Origin of the sequence: Acidithiobacillus sulfurivorans (assembly GCF_018853815.1) — a bacterium.
In the GTDB taxonomy this organism is placed as follows: Bacteria; Pseudomonadota; Gammaproteobacteria; order Acidithiobacillales; family Acidithiobacillaceae; genus Acidithiobacillus; species Acidithiobacillus sulfurivorans.
The window spans coordinates 17,521-33,535 of sequence record NZ_JAAOMP010000136.1 but is presented as its reverse complement, the minus strand read 5'-3'; the positions used below and the strand labels follow the sequence as shown (position 1 = coordinate 33,535).

The following is a 16,015-nucleotide window of genomic DNA, read 5'->3' as shown; positions in this document are numbered from 1 at the left end:
AGGCAGCCATGATCCAGTTGCGGTCTGAAGGATCAAATTTAGCCGCCTTCAGCATGGCGGTAACGCCCACCAACTGCTTGTGGGTATTGTAATTCTCTTTGACCATCAGGCTTCCATTACTATAGCGGGTCACTTTCAATATCCCACCGGCTTTTTCTATACTGGATATTGCCAAAGGGTTGGCCAAGTCCACCGTGTAAGGATCCACCGTCCGGGATCCCAGCTGAAAAGGTGTGCTTCCGGGCATGATATCGTGATTTTTTTGAAGCGTTTGAATTTCCTTCCAGAGAATCTTCGATCCTATGGGACCAGACGCTTCGGCGTTGGCCCAAGCTATCGTAGAAAAACTGCAGGTCACGAAGAGCAAAACGGCAACTTTGAACTTGATCCTATTCAAACTCCTCTCCTGGCTTCCCCACAGGCCAACTTGAATCGCAAAGTCTGCGGGTAGAGCGATGAGACCAACTAGAAAAATACGGCGCCAGTAATAATAGCTGGCTTTCGATAAAAAAGTGACTAGGTTGATCCGTTACGATCAACCATCTGAAAAATCCAACGGTTACTTGGAATGAGCGCCCGGAATACTCTTCAAGGCAGCTATGACCACGTTATCAATCTTTACACCCACTACATCAGCTGGTGTGTCGTGGGTAAACGCCACGCGTTTTGGGTAAACTATTGTGGTTTGGTCCCCTTTACCAAAGATGGTCAAATTCAGAGGGCACACAGCAGCCGAACTCCAGTGCGCGCTAAGCAGATCACTAAAAAGCATTGGATTGCAAAAGACCATAGCCTGTACGTCCTGGAACTTTTCAGGATTGAGGTTCTGGATATGTAAAACCGATTCTTTGGCCTCAATACGTTTCAGTATGTCAATATGCATCACCACCTTAAAATGATGCATGGAAAGTGCTTTCTGAATCTCTCCAGACGCTTTACTGATGGGTACTGGTAAGGTTTCTGTATACATATCAGCCGCACTTGCGGTCACAGCGCAGAAACAGAGTAATGCAAAAAAACACACAGCATGATAGAGACGAATCATCACATGAATCTCCTATTAAAGATCAGTTTTAGATAATATTAAAAATTGCTATTGTTCCAAATGGCGCGCATTAGGGATTTATGGATGCGCTCATCTGGACAGCTTCGGTCCTTTCTTATAGCAACAATAGCAGGTACATATTTTGCTTCTTTTGTGAGCTGAAATCAATTATACAATAACACAACAGTTAGGAGGCTAAAATTGTCATCGCAAACCAAACCAAAAAAGCATCGGTGTCGAGTATTCCTTAAAATTTTAACAATGGCATCAATCTGTGCCTACTTTCCCGCAGCAAACGCTGCAAACTGGTTCAAATTACAAGACTTGAATCCGAAAAATGTTCCGCTTTTTTCGGGGTTTATTGAGCCTAATTTATATGTGATGCCGGGAACGCAAGCCGCGATCTATAACCCCGCACTCCGGCGATACATTCCAGCAACCCCGCATGTCAACTTAGTCGGTCCGGACTTTGGACAAAGCACGACTTTTCTCATTCAAAGAGCGCGATTGATGGTCAGGGGATGGCTTAACCCCCATATTTCTTATTTCTTTGCGGGCGAATTTGGAAACAATGCTGCGACCGATATTCGCGGGCGATATACTCCGCAGTTACAAGATGCACACGTGGTATTTAGTTATATTCCCGCTGCACGTGTCGAAGTTGGTATCATCCGTGCGCCCAGCGCGGAAGATGCTATGAATGGGTACATGAGTTACAATTATGTGGTGTTCCCAACCGTTATTAATCAGTTGATGCTTCAGCCCTTCTATGCCTCACAACCAAATCATCCTTATACGACCGGTCCATCCGGTTCGGTCTTGGTGCCCGGGAATGAAAGTCTGGGTGTGAATGCTTTTCGGTATCCGGGCGTTCAAGTCTTCGACTGGCATAATTGGGGTCGCTGGCAGCTAGCTTATGGTGCCATGGCCGGCATGTATGGCAGTGTATCAGCTGGAAATCAGTCCAGCAGTCCCTTATATGCTGCGCGGGTTCAAGGTTCCTACATCTTTGGAGGGCATGGCCCATTTCGTAGCGATGTCACCTCTTGGTTGTGGTATCAGTATGCACAACCAGACTATCTCGGCCACAGTTATACCATGCAAAGAGAGGGTGTCGGATTTCAGTATCTGCAAGGTTACATGCATCCATGGGGACGCCAACTGAAATTTGAGTATATGCGCGGCAATGGTTGGATTGATGCTCCTGCGGCTTTTAGCCAGCAACTCGGTCTACAACCCGCTCTTTATCAGGCCCAACTATATCCTAATGTGAATAATTCAGCTTATGGGTATTATGTTGAAGGAGGACTTTTTCTTACCAAACATATCGAAGCGAATGTTCGGTACGATTATTACAATCGTTTACCCAACCTAGCTGCAGTAGGGCAGCAGCGGATCTTCAAAACATGGGCCTTGGCTTTACAGTATCATATAACCCCCGTTACTAAAATTATGGCGGGATATTATTTCCGTACTGTAGAGGCGCCGAACGTGGCAGCCAACTCTCCAGGTGCTGCAGTCAGTAAAGTGGTAGATAATGAGTTCGCCATGCAGGCGATGATTTCCTTCTAAACTTCAACAAGGAGCAATTTGTGCCTATTTCCAACTTACGTCATATCCTCACTACTGCTTTAGTTTCATTAATCTTGATGCTTGGGATTGGTAGCGCTTCAGCCAATGTCTCTATGCTCCATGATTTTACATTTTCTCAACCAAAATTCATCCATAATTTACCTTTTGCATCGCATAAACTGGTTGTTCAGGTTAGTCAGGACAACCCCGCGCGCTGGCATCTGGTTTTAAACACCTCACAGAATTTACTCAATTTTTTTGGTCAACAAAAAATACAGATTGTCGTTGTGGCATTTGGGCCAGGACTCAAAATGCTGGTTGCCAACAGTCCTGTAGCAAAAACTATTGCTGCAATGAATGCAGAAGGAGTAGAGTTCGATGCCTGTCATAATACTATGCTAGCAATGGCTAAAAAGATTGGACATCTCCCTAAACTGGTTCCATCTGCCGTTATCGTCCCTGCTGGGATTGTTCGCATCATGCAGCTAGAATCTCATGGTTTTGATTATGTGAAACCTTGACTATTTCTGGCAGCCCCGTGATCTTTTAAATCGGGCTACCAAGACTCTGACCATGCCTTTCAAGTTAAGGGGAAATTGGTTGATGCGCTCGATAAGCGCTGCTGTGTGCATTTTTTAAGGCAGGCATGAAAACACGAATTCGGGTGAATCAGCAGCATATTTCCCTATAGATTGTGGTTGATGCCTAGAATGATTGCTGCCCACTCAAAGTAGCGCATATTTACATATCCTTAAATATGCGCGGATTGAATTGGATCGGATGATAAAGATACCAATTTCTGGTTGAGTGTGGCAAAATCGTACGCATATAGAGCACTCATCAGTCCCAGTACTTTAATTTGGTTGGATCATAAACTTATAGCAGGAGATTAGCCCATGTTACAAGAAGATCAAGAACTCGACGCACGAGGCTTGAATTGTCCATTACCTATTTTACGCACCAAGAAAGCCATCAGTTTACTTAATTCCGGTCAGGTGTTGAAGATCGTTGCTACTGACCCAGGTGCCGTAAAAGATTTTGAGGCCTTTTCCAAGCAGACGCAAAACTCGCTCCTGGAGCATGCAGAAATAGACGGTGAATTTATCTTCTTCATTCAAAAGGCTTGATTGAAAAAACTGTGATAAACAATGCCGACCTAGAGTTACCAAGGAGTTAAAATGGACGAGAAAAAGTTAGCTATTATCGCGACAAAAGGTACCCTGGATTGGGGATATCCACCCTTCATCCTGGCATCCACTGCTGCAGCCCTGGGTTACAGTGTGGAAATCTTCTTCACCTTTTATGGTCTGCAATTGCTCAAGAAAGATCTGAGTCATCTGCGCGTCAGCCCTCTGGGTAACCCGGCCATGCCGATGCCTGTTCCCATGCCTACCCTGATGATGGTGTTGCCGGGTATGGAAGGACTGGCTACATCCATGATGAAAAGTAAAATGAAAGCCAAGGGCGTGGCTAGCCTGGATGAATTGCGTGGACTATGCCTTGAGGCCGAGGTACGAATGATTGCCTGCCAAATGACGGTCGACCTTTTTGAATTTGATACTGCTGACTTTATCGGAGGTATTGAACTGGGTGGTGCCGCCGCCTTTTTTGAATTTGCTGGTGAGTCTGATGTCACACTTTTTATCTAACGTACATTGCGACTCGCGCCACCTCAGAGAAATAAAAGAGAATAAGGGCGGGTGGCGACGGGTTGAGATTACGCATGTTTTTGGTGACTGGATCTCGTATCTAACTTCATGACGCCGGCACTTTCTAGGAATAGCCCCCTATCATGTTTCTCATCATACTGCCCATACCAGAGGCATTAGCCCACGGTAAATTTGTTCTAATCGTAACTGACTGATTCTCAGCCCTAGAATATCGCGTTAGTTGCTACTAACAAACTGTTTCTATTGAAAACATTCTCTACGCGGCAGTTTTCGTCCGTGCAAACTGATTCAGAACAGGAGAGAGCCATGGACGACAATCATGATAAGTCACCAAACCCTACAACATCCAAAACAGCCTGAAACATCACAATTCCACCAAAATACTCCTTCAAGCTACTATACGGGTCTACCAGACACGCCTGATCCCGCGTCAATCAGCATCCTTGCATTTTATGAGGACATCATTCCCCGCATCATTGCAGGCATGCCTTCTTTCACGAAGCGCGTAATTTCACGCGCGTGGGCATGAATCACCTGGATCATTTCCGGATCTGACGACGTTTCTGTCACCGCCACTCCATCCTTGAGATAGTCCAGTTTTCGCTGGTATAGCGTTGGATGAGCGAACATGACGGGAACACTTCGACTGGCCGGATAGGGGAAGGGTTGGTCTTCCGCCAGGCGCTGATACATCTGGGTCACATGTGCCTGGAGTAGAGCAACCGTATGTGGCACGGCCGAAATCGTGACCGCGTGTATCCCATTGGGCAGAAAAGTCACTTTGCGATGCACCTCTGCATGGACCTGGAACAATTCCATCCCGGTACGCATGGGTCCACGATTCTCCGGTGACATCATGGCACGCATGCCTTCGTGGTCAGGCGCATCACCCCCCATCATGTCTCCCATCATACTACCCATACCCGAGGCACTAGCCCGGTCTGCCTGCACATAACCTGCTATAGCCAGTGCCGATAATATCGACTTCAACAACTGTCTTCTGTTCATGACATTTCTCCTTTTCTGAGTATTACTGCAATCTTAAACGATGCCGTTGCCATAAGGCGTACAGCGCAGGGATAACGAGCAAGGCCAACAGCGTTGCGCTCAACATGCCGCCGATGATAGGTGCGGCAATCCGTTTCATCATATCGGCGCCTGTGCCCTCGCTGAGCATGATGGGCAGCAGGCCCACAACGACCAGGGTAAACGTCATGGCCAGCGGGCGCAGGCGGAGCATACTCCCCTCCATAATCGCCAGCTGCAGATCGTGCCAGTTTTGCAAGGCATCGCGGGCCCGCCGACGCTGCAGGGCCTGGTCCAGATAAAGGAGCATAACTACCCCAAATTCGACGGCCACACCAGCGAGAGCGATGAAGCCCACGACCACCGCTACCGAGAGCTTGTAATGAAGTACATAAACCAGCCAGAGGCCACCTACCAGAGAGAATGGTAAAGTGACCAGGACAATAGCCACCTCGACCACATTACGAAAATTGAGATAGAGCAGTAAGGCAATCAGTAACAAAACCATCGGCACGACAATCTGCAAACGCTGATTGGCGCGATGCATACTCTGATATTCGCCGACCCAGTTTATGGTATATCCCGGTGGCAGATGGACCTGATGCGCGAGCATCCGTTTCGCCCTGGCCACATAAGTGCCAATACTCGTCCCCGGTTTCAGATCAATGGTCACCCAACTGTTCAGTTGGCTATCATCACTGGTGAGCATGGCTGGCCCATTGACCATGTCTACCCGCGCCAACTGTGCGAGGGGAATCTGCGCACCATTGGGCGCTGCCACACGACTGTCCATCAGCGCTGAAAGTGATTGCCGACGATCGCGAGGATAGCGCAAATCCACCGGAAAACGTTGCACACCCTCTACGGCCGTAGTCAGAACTTTACCGCCGATAGCCGTTTCCACCAGTCGGTTCACGTCGGCCACTGAAATGCCATAGCGTGCGGCGGCGGCCCGATCCGTATGGACGACGATATAACGTCCGCCGGTTACTCTGGCGGCATACGCTGTCTGGGTACCGGACACTTTTTGGAGCACTGCTTGGACTTTCTGCCCCAGAAGATTCAAGGTGGCCAAATTCTGTCCCGTAATCTTGAGGCCGAGAGGGGTTTGCAGTCCGGTCGTCAACATGTCCACCCGCCCCTTGATGGGTTGTGTCCAGTTATTACTCAGACCGGGAATCTGCAAGGCCTGATTCAGCTGGTCACGCAGTTTGTTCATGCTGATGTGGGCGGGCCAATGATCGGGCTGTTTAAGGGTGACCACGGTATCAAACATGGAAATGGGTGACTGATCGGTGGCGGTCTGCGCCCGTCCCGCTTCTCCAAAAACGGTTTTCACTTCTGGAAATGTTTTGATAATGCGATCCGTCAACTGCAAAAGCGCCGCAGATTCTCCATAAGAAATGGCAGGATTCTGGGCAACGGGCATATACAGCAGCGTCCCTTCATCCAGGGGCGGCATGAGCTGGGTACCCAGTCTTTGCCAGGGATAAACGAGCGTCGCAGCCACCAGTACGGCCCCGATAACGACCATCCAAGGGGCTTGCAATACGCCGTGTATGACAGGACGATACCACCTCGCCAACACCCGGTTTAAAGGATTCTTTCGTTCAACGGGAATATTCCCCCGAATAAACCAGGCCATCAGGACGGGCACCAGGGTGATAGCGAGAATGGCGGCGGCGGCAATCGCAAAGGTTTTGGTAAAAGCGAGCGGCGCAAACAATTTACCTTCCTGTCCACTCAGCGCAAAGATGGGCAGAAAGGAAACCGCGATAATCAGTAAGGAAAAAAACAGCGCGGGGCCAACTTCCATCGCCGCTATCCCGGCAGTCTGCCAAGGATTGAGGGCTTCTCCTTTCTCCATATGTTTATGCATGTTCTCGATCATCACCACGGGCGCATCAACCATAATGCCAATCGCAATGGCAATTCCCCCAAGGGACATGATATTTGCAGGTATATCGAGAGCATACATCACGATAAAAGCGCCAAGTATACCGATCGGCAATGCAATCAGGACCACCAGTGCTGAACGGATCCGCAATAAAAACAGCAAAGTCACCAGCATGACGGCCACACACTCTTCCAGCAGTTTGCCACTGAGTGTCTGAATGCTGCGTTGAATCAGGGGGCGCTGACTGTAAGTGGTCACTACCTTTACTCCAGCCGGCAGCGAGGCCTGCAAGCTTTTAAGTTTTTGTTGAATCTTTTGTATCAGGGCATTGGCGTTTCCCCCTTGATTCATCATGACAATGCCACCCACCACTTGACCCTGACCATTCAGTTCGGCAATACCACTGGGTAGAACCGGGCCTAATTGTACCCGTGCCACTTGCTGCAGCGTCACGGGCACGCCGTCGCGCACACCAAGCGGGGTCTGTTGTAAATCTTTCAATGAGTGAATGTAGCCGGAGGTGCGCACTATGTAGCGCGACTCTCCCATGTCCACGACGGAACCACTGGTTTCGCCATTGGCCGCACGAATAGCCGCTTCGACCTGTGGCAAGGTGAGGTTGTAGGCCAGCAGACGATTAGGGAAGACAACCACCTGATACTCCTGCTCCATCCCGCCTACCGTCGCGACCTGGGCCACACCGGGAATGCCCTGCAAGGCAAATTTCAGAAACCAGTTTTGCAAGGTAGTAAGTTGTGCAAGGTTCAGTGAACCACCGGGATCTGTGAGGGCATATTCATAAATCCAATCCACCCCTGAGCTATTCGGCCCCAGAGCTGGGGTTACCCCGGCTGGTAACTGACCCTGGGCCTGGTTGAGATATTGCAGGACCAGATTCCGTGCCTGATAAATCAGGGTACCCCCTTTGAACAGCACGTAAACATAGGAATCCCCGAACATGGAATAGCCACGTACGGCTTTGGCACCGGGAACTTCCTGCAAAGTCGTTTCGAGGGGATAGGTGATTTGATCCTGAATAATTTGTGGAGCCTGTCCCGGATAAGAGGTTTTGACAATGACCTGGGTCGGCGAAATATCAGGAAGCGCTTCCAGTGGAATGCTCAGGATGGAGATGACTCCTGCAACGATCACGACCAAGCTGGCAATGACCACCAACAATGGGTTGTTGAGACACCAACGCATCACGGCCTTAATCATGGCTTTTGCCTCCCATATTCATGTTGGCCATGGATGCTGGGGCACGTTGTTGGGATTTATCCGACACAGGCGTTGACCGGTTCTGTGCCACAACGGGCGGCGCAGAATCCACTCGGGCAGTATTAGCGCCCAACATGCGCGTCCGTACGGATTGGAATTGAGATTCGGAATAGAGCAGGAACTGCGCACTTTCCACAACTCGATCGCCTGGCCGGAGGCCCTTTGGGATAGCTACCCATCCCCGATACTCTGGCCCTAAGCGGACTTGTACCGGTAGGAAATGCCCATGACTCTCGCCGAGCATCACGAAATCGCCCTGAGAGCTATGCAGTACGGCGCTGCTTGGTACGGCCAGCGACTTCTCAGGGCGGGCTAAAATAGTGGCATCCGCGTAGGTGCCGGGGCGGAGTTTCCCCTCCGGATTGGGAACGCTCAGGCGTGCTGTAACCGTCCGGTTTTGGGCATTCAGCGTCGGATACAGGAAGCTCAAAGACCCTTTCCAGCGCTCCTCTGGGTAAGCAGGTAAATGCAGGCGGGCAGAGTCACCCGTCTGTATCCAGGGTAACTGATGGGTGTAGAGCGCCACGTTCACCCAGACCCGGTCCAGATTGGCAATTTGGTAAAGTTCGGTCTGCGGTGCGATATAGCTGCCCTGATGCACGTTGAGCGTCTCGATGACGCCAGAAGCCGGCGCCCTTAATGCGACATCCCGCTCAGCATGACCGTGCAAGGCGAGTGCAGTAATCTCGTTTCTGGACATCCCGAGTAATTGCAATTTCGTCTGAGCAGCCGCCAGCAGGGCGGGATCTGCCGTCCATCCCTGTTGGCGCCGCGCAATGAGATACTCCTGCTGGGCACTGTATAATGCCGGAGAATAAATCTCGGCAAGCACCTGGCCGCGTTGCACCGTGTCCCCCACCGCCCGGACACGCAACTGTTCCACCCAACCGGAGAAGCGCGGGTTCACTGAATATACCCGGTTTTCGTCCACGGCCACGGTTCCTACGGTGTGAATGGTGTGGCCCATCTGCCGTTCCTGAACCTGCACAAGACGGACCCCCAGGTTTTGCGCCATCTGTGAATTGATATGCAATCCCGAGGGCTTTTGTGCATTGGTACCGGAAGCGTAGACCGGAATATAGGCCATGCCCATGTTGTCCTTCATCGGGTGATTAGAATGAATCTTGGGATTCATGGGCGAAGCCCAATAGAGAATATGGCGCTGGTCGGTGCTGTTGTTCGGGGAGGGCCGCTGGCTTCGGGTGAGACCCGGCACGGCATTGGGCGTTAGTAACCACCATACCCCGCCGGCACCCAAGGCTACACCCAGCGCAAGGAGTCCCACAGGGAGGGTCCATTGACGGAATTTCATGACGTTGTCCTCCCTTGAGTGGTGAGGAAATCCAGCTCCGCGACGCTGAGAGCGAGATCACGGCGATACTGCAGACGGATCAGTGCATAGCGCAATACCGCATTTTGGGTGCGCAACACCGCATCCATGTGGGCCTGTCCCGAGGTGTAAGCAGCGAGTGTCGCTGAAAATGCCTGCTGTGCCTTGGGTACTAGACGCTCATCGGTCCATGTCCATTCTTTTTTCAGCGCAGTATAACGGGCGAATGTGCTGCGCAGCTGCTGGATCAGCGCTAAATGCTGGTCGTCAAAACGATATTGGGCCTGCAGCGCCCGCGCTCGGGCGGCGTCCACATTCTGATCCTGACGGTCTTCCGGAAAGATAGGCAGGCTCAGATTAACGCCTACAGACAACCAGTTCGGACTACCCGGATGAAAATCCTGACCATAGGCAGCACTGACGGTAACATTGGGCCAATAGCTCCGTTGAGCGACTTGTACCCCGATTTGCGCAGCGCGCGATTGCGCCTGTGCAGAGCGCAAGAGAGGTTGCCCCAAAAGACGGGTTTCTGCGGTACGCAAAGTTTTGGGCGACGGGAGATGCGGCCATCGGTTTTGTATGGAAGGTGGCTGCGATAGATTCAGGATCTGGGCAATTTGTGCAAGATAGCGCGTTCGTTCGGCTTGTAATTTGCTGATGTCATTCGCAAGATCGTCTCGTGCCAGTTGGGTCCGGAGTACATTGGCCTCCGATCCCCGTGTAGATCGGTAGAGCGCCAGTGCGGCCTGCACGCTCTCGGCTTGCAACTGTTCCTGATGCCGGACCGTCATTATGGCTTTGTCGGTATAGAGCGCTTGCAGCCAGGCGCGGCGTAACAACAACACTAATTCGGCGGACTGGCCTTGCAGGGTATCCGTAGCTGCTGCAGCCTCCACGCGTGTTTGTCGACCTTCCAGCCCCAGTTTACCGAAGGAGGGAAAAGTCTGACTCAGCCCCACACTCAGCATACTCATCTGCTGCTGGTTCATGGAGAAACTGTTGAGGGGTAAATCTTCAGCACCCAGAGACAAATGCGGATCAGGCAACTGGGCTACGGATACGGCCTGATGTTTTAATTCTACTATTTTCTGGGTCAGCGCGCCGAGCCCCGGATTTTGACGCAAGGCAATGGCTTGCGCGTTCTGCAAACTTAACGGCTCAGCGCATGCTGCGGCCGTTGAAAAGCACAGTATCATCCCGGCCAAGAGCCGCATACTGTTCTTGGCTGATAATCGTTCCAATAGATTGGCATCCATGAAAATCTCCATAGCAAATCAATGACATTTCTCCTTTGAAAAAAGGAGTGCCTGCTTGCTGAGGAGAACTTAAATGGTCAATCGTATGTGAAGCAGCGGAGGTGGATGGTAAGAGGGTTCAGGGGAAAAAAGACCGGGACGATCCTTCGCAACGAACTGAGAGTGGGTCCATGTCACGGATCCAATCCACACGGGAGTCGGGACAGAGATTCCAGAAAAGCGCAATCCGCCAGGCGCATGCGTCTGTGCACAGATCGCCATACACTGACTACTCATCGCTTCGGAATGGGGATCCATCATCCGCATGTCCATGCCGGGGGTATCCCGGCAACAGGGCATGTTCGCCATGGACATCCCCATCATGGACATCCCGTGCATTTCAACACAGGATATGTCCTGTGGCATCGCCACCGCAGCATTGCTCATCCAGGTTCCAATAAGGAACAAGGACAACATTGCCAGCGAACGAAAGTAGCGGCGAAGCTTTAACATAATTCGACCAGAAGATCTCAATCAGAGTAATTACTCTGACAACATTTTTGAAAAATGTAAAACAGAGCGCATGGAGGGTGTTGGTATTCGCTATGCAAAAATGGTCAAACTAACCTCATCTTCGTTCCACGGCGAAGACGTTTTCAGGGCTGTATCGGTGAGTCTGTGACAGAACGTGCAGTCCTAACACAAAAACCACGCTTGACCTTGCAGTGGGCCTTAATGTTTATCATGGACTGATGGGGGTGGTAGCAGGCTTTTACAGGAATCGTCTGTGAGAGGTAATCCACTGGACATAACGGATATCACCGTGAGGGGGCATGTTTATGGATGAAAAAACTCGTGGACAGCTTGAGATTGGCATAGACGGGATGACCTGCGCCTCTTGTAGCGCTAGGGTGGAGCGGGCATTGGGAAAGCTGCCCGGAGTCACCTCGGCCAGTGTAAACCTGGCGACCGAGCGAGCCGAAGTATTTTTCGACCCACAGCAACTCGATGCCGCCCGCATTGCCGGAGCGATCCGCGAGACCGGCTACACACCGGTGACCGATGAGATTGATCTTGTGGTGGAGGGCATGACCTGCGCTTCCTGTGTGGGTCGCGTAGAGCGTGCACTCAGAAAGCAATCTGCCGTGCTGGAGGCTGTGGTGAATCTGGCTACCGAGCGTGCGCATGTACGCTACATTCCAGCCATGATCAGTACGAACGAGTTGGCCAGCATTGTAAGCGCGGCGGGTTACGCCGCGCATCCTGTTCAGGAAGACGAGGGACAGGATGGCAATGAGACAGACCAGCGCCGTGCGAGTTTGTGCGCCATGGGCCGTGATGTCATCGTCGCTGCAGTGCTGGCTATGGCGATTCTGGTGTTGTCCATGGGTGCCTCCTTCTTCCCCGCTTTTGACCGCGCCCTAATGATCACCAGCCCTTTTGCACATTTCTGGGAGTGGGTGCAGTTTGTGCTTGCCAGTATCGTGTTGTTCGGTCCCGGTAGGCGGTTTTTTAAGCCGGGACTGATCGCCTACCGTCACCTTTCGCCAGACATGAACTCCCTGGTGGCCACCGGCACGGGTGCCGCGTGGGCTTACAGCGCATTGGTGTTAGTAGCACCCGCGTGGTTTCCGCTCAATGCACGACATGTGTATTTCGATTCAGCCGCAGTCGTTATCGCAGCCGTACTCGCTGGCAAGTATTTGGAGGGGTTAGCCAAGGGCCGCACCTCATCGGCCATTCGCAAGTTGGTCGGTTTGCAGGCAAAGACCGCGCATAGGCTGGATGCAAACAGTATCGAGCACGAGGTACCGGTATCGCGACTGCGCACTGGCGAGCGCATCGTAGTGCGCCCTGGTGAACGCATTCCAGTGGACGGACGCGTAGTCGAAGGGCGCGCGCATGTAGACGAGGCTATGCTGACCGGCGAACCACTGCCTTCGGTCAAGACAATGGATGACAACGTAGTGGGTGGCACCATCTGCCATGATGGGCGATTGGTCGTAGAGGCCACCTCCGTCGGCCATGATACGGTTCTGGCCCATATCATCCATCTGGTTGAGAGCGCCCAGACTGGCAAACTTCCAATTCAGGGGCTGACCGATCGTGCGGTACGGGTATTCACCCCAGTCGTACTGGTCATCGCGTTGACAACCTTCGGCGTCTGGATTGCCTTGACGGGCAATGTCAGCATCGCACTGGTCGCGGCAGTCGCCGTGCTGGTGGTGGCTTGCCCCTGTGCCATGGGATTGGCAACACCAGCGGCGATCATGGTGGGCACCGGACGTGCGGCGGAGCTCGGCGTGCTGTTTCGCAAAGGCGAGGCACTGGAGACGCTATCGCATGTCGACACCGTGCTATTCGACAAGACCGGCACATTGACTGAAGGCCGTCCTGCCCTTGTTGATCAGGGCGGCCCCGATCCCGCTGAAGCACTACGTCTGGCTGCAGCGTTGGAATCGGCTTCCGAACATCCGCTCGGGCGGGCCATTGTCTCCGCAGCAGATGAGCGCGGTATGCACTTGCCTATGGTCAAAAATTTCCACTCTATTGCCGGCTATGGGATCGAAGGCGAAGTGGAAGGTCGTATGGTGCGTGTTGGTGCCCGACGTTTGATGGAGCGCGAAAATATACCTTTGGGAGATAGCGTCAAGACTACGGCACAAATAGAGAGTGACGGGCGCACCGTGGTGTTCGTCGCGGTCGACGCAACGCTGATCGGATGGCTCGCCATAGCCGATCGCATCAAACCGGAGGCGTACGCGGTTGTACAGGCTTTACGCGCGCGTGGACTGCAGGTGGGCATGGTCACTGGCGATGGACGGGCTACCGCCGAATCGGTTGCCAGGCAATTACATATTGAGCAGGTGCATGCCGAGGTCCTGCCCCAGGATAAGGCGAAAGTCGTCACCCAGTTGCAGGCGCAGGGCCGCCGGGTCGCCTTCGTCGGCGATGGTATCAACGACGCTCCAGCGCTTGCACAGGCCCATGTTGGTATTGCACTGGCTTCAGGCACGGACATCGCCATCGAAGCCGCAGACGTGACCCTCACGCGCGGGCAACTCGGCGAAGTGGTCACGGCGCTGACGGCCGCACGACGCACTCTGAGTAATATCCGTGGCAATCTGTTCTGGGCCTTTTTCTATAATATTCTACTGATCCCTGTTGCGGCTGGCGTGGCCGTGCCGATCGGCATCCATCTGAATCCGATGGTGGCTGGGGTAGCCATGGGGCTGTCCTCCGTCTTCGTGCTCAGCAACAGCTTGCGTCTTAAACGGCTCAAGGCTTATGTACCAACGTTAACGCCGGGTGCTATACAGAATACCGCACTCAAACCTGCTCATTCCTGAGCGATTGTTCAAACGAGGAGAATCCATATGAGCCAGTTCGTTTTCAGCGTATCCGCCAAGGGCGATTTTGATGCCACTGTAGGGCAGGTCACCGAGGCCCTCAAGGTGGAAGGATTTGGTGTGCTTACCACGATTGATGTGGCCGCGACATTCAAGGCCAAACTGGGCATTGAAGGGCGACCTTATGTCATTCTCGGTGCTTGCAATCCGTCCTACGCTCATCAGGCGTTGGAGACCGATCCTGACATTGGTGCCTTGCTGCCCTGCAACGTGGTGGTACGCACCGAAGCCGATGGCAGCGTGAGTGTGGTATTCATGGATCCCGCCGCCGTGCTTGGCATGGTGGACAAGCCGCAAATTACCACGCTCGGCATTGAGGTGCGCGATAAACTCCAGAGGGTGGCTGACGCCATGCGCGGTTGAATAATATCTATACGAGCTTATTAAATAGCCCTTTTACTACATTCGCAACAGGAGTGAACCCATGAGTGAGATCCATCTGAAGATTACTGGCATGACTTGTGAGCATTGCGTTCGTGCCGTGACGAAGGCACTGGAAAGCGTGCCCGGCGTGGAACATACGGATGTCACGCTGGAACCTGGAGAAGCCGTAGTGCGCGGTAAGGCCGAGATTTCCGCATTGATCGCGGCGGTCAAGGAAGAAGGTTATGAGGCGGAGGTGCGGGGCTGAAGCCCTGCACGCCGATCCGCTATGTATGATCCTGTGCTGCTTTACACGAGTCCCGGCTGCCCCGACTGCACTGCCGTGCGCCGTTACCTTGAAGAACACCATATCGCATATGAGGAACGTGACGTAACAGCTCCCGGCGTGGCTGAGGAGGCTAAATCACGCTATGGGGTACGGGTCGCGCCGATCACTGTGATCGCTGGCGAAGCGTTATGGGGAACGCTTGCCCATCAAAAGCCACGGCTTGATGAACTGCTGGCCAGGGCTCAAGGAGATGGGTGCGAGAGTTGAAAATAAGTAGGGTTTGAAGGGGATTGGCGTAAATGCGTATCGATCGGGATATCGTACAAAACCGTCTGCGCCGGGTTGCTGCCCCGTCAAGAGATAAAGTAGGAGGCATATCCCCACACTAAGGATGCATTCTGTCCATTATGTTCAGCGGATCGCCTCGTTCTGATCTTGGAGGCGATTCTGCATTTGTTGATACTGTAATTGTTGCTGTAACTGTTCATTCTGAATCTGCTCCTGATTTTCCTGCATCTGTGCTCTTTCTTTTTCTTGTTGTAATTGATCTTGTTCCTGTTGCTGATTAAGACGAAGCTGATTTTGTTGTAGCTGTTCAGCATTCTGATCATTTTGAAGGAGTTGATTTTGTTGTGACTGCTCAGTATTCCGATTATTTTGAAGTTGTTGCTGAATGCTTTGCTCAGTACTATTTATCGGTGGATTTAGTAGCGGATTTTCGCTAGCGATCACTAATCCGGCAGCCGAGCATGTGCATACACTGATATAGAGGCCCATCGCAGCAATAATCTGTCCTGATATCCTGGTTATCTGATGCATAATCCTTCTCCCCAATCATTGTCTTGAATAAAGGCGTCAAGAGAGTTCGCCCTAGACCAGATCCATATCCGGAGATTTTTA

General features: G+C 52.1%; 14 protein-coding genes and 1 pseudogene. 8 read left to right on the top strand and 7 right to left on the bottom strand.

All coding sequences use genetic code 11. From position 1 onward, the window contains the following. A pseudogene (locus HAP95_RS12880) lies at nucleotides 1-397 on the bottom strand (cytochrome P460 family protein); the annotation flags it as partial. A gap of 162 nt (nucleotides 398-559) precedes the next feature. Next, entirely contained in the window at nucleotides 560-1,045 is a 486-nt protein-coding gene (locus HAP95_RS12875; RefSeq protein WP_226832769.1) for a DUF302 domain-containing protein, read from the bottom strand. Between the two features lie 261 nt (nucleotides 1,046-1,306). On the opposite strand from HAP95_RS12875, the gene HAP95_RS12870 reads away from it, so the two are divergent. The 4 genes from HAP95_RS12870 to dsrE2 all read left to right on the top strand — a co-directional run bounded on the left by HAP95_RS12870 (nucleotide 1,307) and on the right by dsrE2 (nucleotide 4,266). After that, the gene (locus HAP95_RS12870; RefSeq protein ID WP_215884576.1) at nucleotides 1,307-2,617 is read left to right on the top strand and encodes a putative porin; all 1,311 of its coding nucleotides are present in this window, start codon (nucleotides 1,307-1,309) and stop codon (nucleotides 2,615-2,617) included. 20 nt (nucleotides 2,618-2,637) lie between these two features. Continuing rightward, nucleotides 2,638-3,138 carry a DsrE family protein gene (locus HAP95_RS12865; RefSeq protein ID WP_237747421.1) on the top strand — a complete coding sequence of 167 codons (501 nt, stop codon included), beginning with the start codon at nucleotides 2,638-2,640 and terminating at the stop codon, nucleotides 3,136-3,138. Between the two features lie 375 nt (nucleotides 3,139-3,513). Next, entirely contained in the window at nucleotides 3,514-3,744 is a 231-nt protein-coding gene (locus HAP95_RS12860; RefSeq protein WP_215884573.1) for a sulfurtransferase TusA family protein, read from the top strand. Nucleotides 3,745-3,795: 51 nt separating this feature from the next. Then, nucleotides 3,796-4,266 (top strand): sulfur carrier protein DsrE2, encoded by a 471-nt coding sequence (dsrE2, locus tag HAP95_RS12855; protein WP_215884572.1) that lies wholly within the window; start codon nucleotides 3,796-3,798, stop codon nucleotides 4,264-4,266. 471 nt (nucleotides 4,267-4,737) lie between these two features. Here dsrE2 and HAP95_RS12850 read toward each other — a convergent pair whose 3' ends face one another. From HAP95_RS12850 to HAP95_RS12835, 4 genes are read right to left on the bottom strand one after another with little or no spacing between them, the layout of a single operon-like run. Beyond that, nucleotides 4,738-5,295 (bottom strand): hypothetical protein, encoded by a 558-nt coding sequence (locus HAP95_RS12850; RefSeq protein WP_215884571.1) that lies wholly within the window; start codon nucleotides 5,293-5,295, stop codon nucleotides 4,738-4,740. A 22-nt stretch (nucleotides 5,296-5,317) separates the two neighbouring features. Then, nucleotides 5,318-8,428, bottom strand: coding sequence for an efflux RND transporter permease subunit (locus tag HAP95_RS12845; RefSeq protein WP_215884570.1), 3,111 nt, complete (start codon nucleotides 8,426-8,428; stop codon nucleotides 5,318-5,320). Next, nucleotides 8,421-9,800, bottom strand: coding sequence for an efflux RND transporter periplasmic adaptor subunit (locus HAP95_RS12840; RefSeq protein WP_215884569.1), 1,380 nt, complete (start codon nucleotides 9,798-9,800; stop codon nucleotides 8,421-8,423). The genes HAP95_RS12845 and HAP95_RS12840 overlap by 8 nt, the downstream gene beginning before the upstream one ends. Beyond that, nucleotides 9,797-11,032: a TolC family protein gene (locus HAP95_RS12835; protein WP_215884575.1), complete on the bottom strand. Its 1,236-nt coding sequence runs from the start codon at nucleotides 11,030-11,032 to the stop codon at nucleotides 9,797-9,799. The genes HAP95_RS12840 and HAP95_RS12835 overlap by 4 nt, the downstream gene beginning before the upstream one ends. An 860-nt stretch (nucleotides 11,033-11,892) precedes the next feature. On the opposite strand from HAP95_RS12835, the gene HAP95_RS12830 reads away from it, so the two are divergent. From HAP95_RS12830 to HAP95_RS12815, 4 genes are all read left to right on the top strand, one after another. Then, nucleotides 11,893-14,403: a heavy metal translocating P-type ATPase gene (locus HAP95_RS12830; RefSeq protein WP_215884568.1), complete on the top strand. Its 2,511-nt coding sequence runs from the start codon at nucleotides 11,893-11,895 to the stop codon at nucleotides 14,401-14,403. 27 nt (nucleotides 14,404-14,430) lie between these two features. Then, the gene (locus HAP95_RS12825) at nucleotides 14,431-14,826 is read left to right on the top strand and encodes a DUF302 domain-containing protein (RefSeq protein ID WP_215884567.1); all 396 of its coding nucleotides are present in this window, start codon (nucleotides 14,431-14,433) and stop codon (nucleotides 14,824-14,826) included. Nucleotides 14,827-14,887: 61 nt separating this feature from the next. After that, nucleotides 14,888-15,094, top strand: coding sequence for a CopZ family metallochaperone (locus HAP95_RS12820; protein ID WP_193650455.1), 207 nt, complete (start codon nucleotides 14,888-14,890; stop codon nucleotides 15,092-15,094). Between the two features lie 21 nt (nucleotides 15,095-15,115). Further along, complete coding sequence (locus HAP95_RS12815) at nucleotides 15,116-15,382, top strand: glutaredoxin family protein (RefSeq protein WP_215884566.1); 267 nt, start codon at nucleotides 15,116-15,118, stop codon at nucleotides 15,380-15,382. A 144-nt stretch (nucleotides 15,383-15,526) separates the two neighbouring features. Here HAP95_RS12815 and HAP95_RS12810 read toward each other — a convergent pair whose 3' ends face one another. Then, nucleotides 15,527-15,934, bottom strand: coding sequence for a hypothetical protein (locus tag HAP95_RS12810; protein WP_215884565.1), 408 nt, complete (start codon nucleotides 15,932-15,934; stop codon nucleotides 15,527-15,529). Nucleotides 15,935-16,015 lie beyond the last annotated feature (81 nt).

What these genes read in the sequence shown, in the direction of transcription:
- HAP95_RS12875 (WP_226832769.1), bottom strand. Translation starts at nt 1,045, where the DNA reads ATGATTCGTCTCTATCATGCTGTGTGTTTTTTTGCATTACTCTGTTTC.
- HAP95_RS12870 (WP_215884576.1), top strand. Translation starts at nt 1,307, where the DNA reads ATGGCATCAATCTGTGCCTACTTTCCCGCAGCAAACGCTGCAAACTGG.
- HAP95_RS12860 (WP_215884573.1), top strand. Translation starts at nt 3,514, where the DNA reads ATGTTACAAGAAGATCAAGAACTCGACGCACGAGGCTTGAATTGTCCA.
- dsrE2 (WP_215884572.1), top strand. Translation starts at nt 3,796, where the DNA reads ATGGACGAGAAAAAGTTAGCTATTATCGCGACAAAAGGTACCCTGGAT.
- HAP95_RS12850 (WP_215884571.1), bottom strand. Translation starts at nt 5,295, where the DNA reads ATGAACAGAAGACAGTTGTTGAAGTCGATATTATCGGCACTGGCTATA.
- HAP95_RS12845 (WP_215884570.1), bottom strand. Translation starts at nt 8,428, where the DNA reads ATGATTAAGGCCGTGATGCGTTGGTGTCTCAACAACCCATTGTTGGTG.
- HAP95_RS12840 (WP_215884569.1), bottom strand. Translation starts at nt 9,800, where the DNA reads ATGAAATTCCGTCAATGGACCCTCCCTGTGGGACTCCTTGCGCTGGGT.
- HAP95_RS12835 (WP_215884575.1), bottom strand. Translation starts at nt 11,032, where the DNA reads ATGCGGCTCTTGGCCGGGATGATACTGTGCTTTTCAACGGCCGCAGCA.
- HAP95_RS12830 (WP_215884568.1), top strand. Translation starts at nt 11,893, where the DNA reads ATGGATGAAAAAACTCGTGGACAGCTTGAGATTGGCATAGACGGGATG.
- HAP95_RS12825 (WP_215884567.1), top strand. Translation starts at nt 14,431, where the DNA reads ATGAGCCAGTTCGTTTTCAGCGTATCCGCCAAGGGCGATTTTGATGCC.
- HAP95_RS12820 (WP_193650455.1), top strand. Translation starts at nt 14,888, where the DNA reads ATGAGTGAGATCCATCTGAAGATTACTGGCATGACTTGTGAGCATTGC.
- HAP95_RS12815 (WP_215884566.1), top strand. Translation starts at nt 15,116, where the DNA reads ATGTATGATCCTGTGCTGCTTTACACGAGTCCCGGCTGCCCCGACTGC.
- HAP95_RS12810 (WP_215884565.1), bottom strand. Translation starts at nt 15,934, where the DNA reads ATGCATCAGATAACCAGGATATCAGGACAGATTATTGCTGCGATGGGC.